The sequence below is a fragment of the Marinobacter sp. UBA2498 genome (assembly GCF_002341575.1).
In the GTDB taxonomy this organism is placed as follows: Bacteria; Pseudomonadota; Gammaproteobacteria; order Pseudomonadales; family Oleiphilaceae; genus Marinobacter; species Marinobacter manganoxydans.
In genome coordinates, this window is the sequence record NZ_DDOI01000064.1 from 70,857 (window position 1) to 71,125 (window position 269).

The window sequence follows — 269 nt, forward strand, 5'->3', positions numbered from 1 at the left end:
CCGGGAATCAGACCGAGAATGATCAGGATAGCGGCGGCAATGGACAGCGCCTTGGGCGCGCTGAACATTTGCTGGAGGATCTGGCCGCCCATATCCTGGCTGGAGGTAACCCGCGTTACCATGATTGCAGCAGACGTGGACAGCAGCAGCGAGGGAATCTGTGCCACCAGGCCGTCACCAATGGTCAGTAGCGCATATCGCTCCATGGCCAGCCCGAAATCCAGACCGTGCTGCAGCATACCAATGGCAATACCGCCAATGATGTTGAT

General features: G+C 58.0%; 1 protein-coding gene. It reads right to left on the reverse strand.

Features of this window, described 5'->3' with window-relative positions:
- The coding region (locus tag B2W52_RS08735; RefSeq protein WP_286802514.1) for an FHIPEP family type III secretion protein at positions 1-269 on the reverse strand (269 nt) is incomplete at both ends.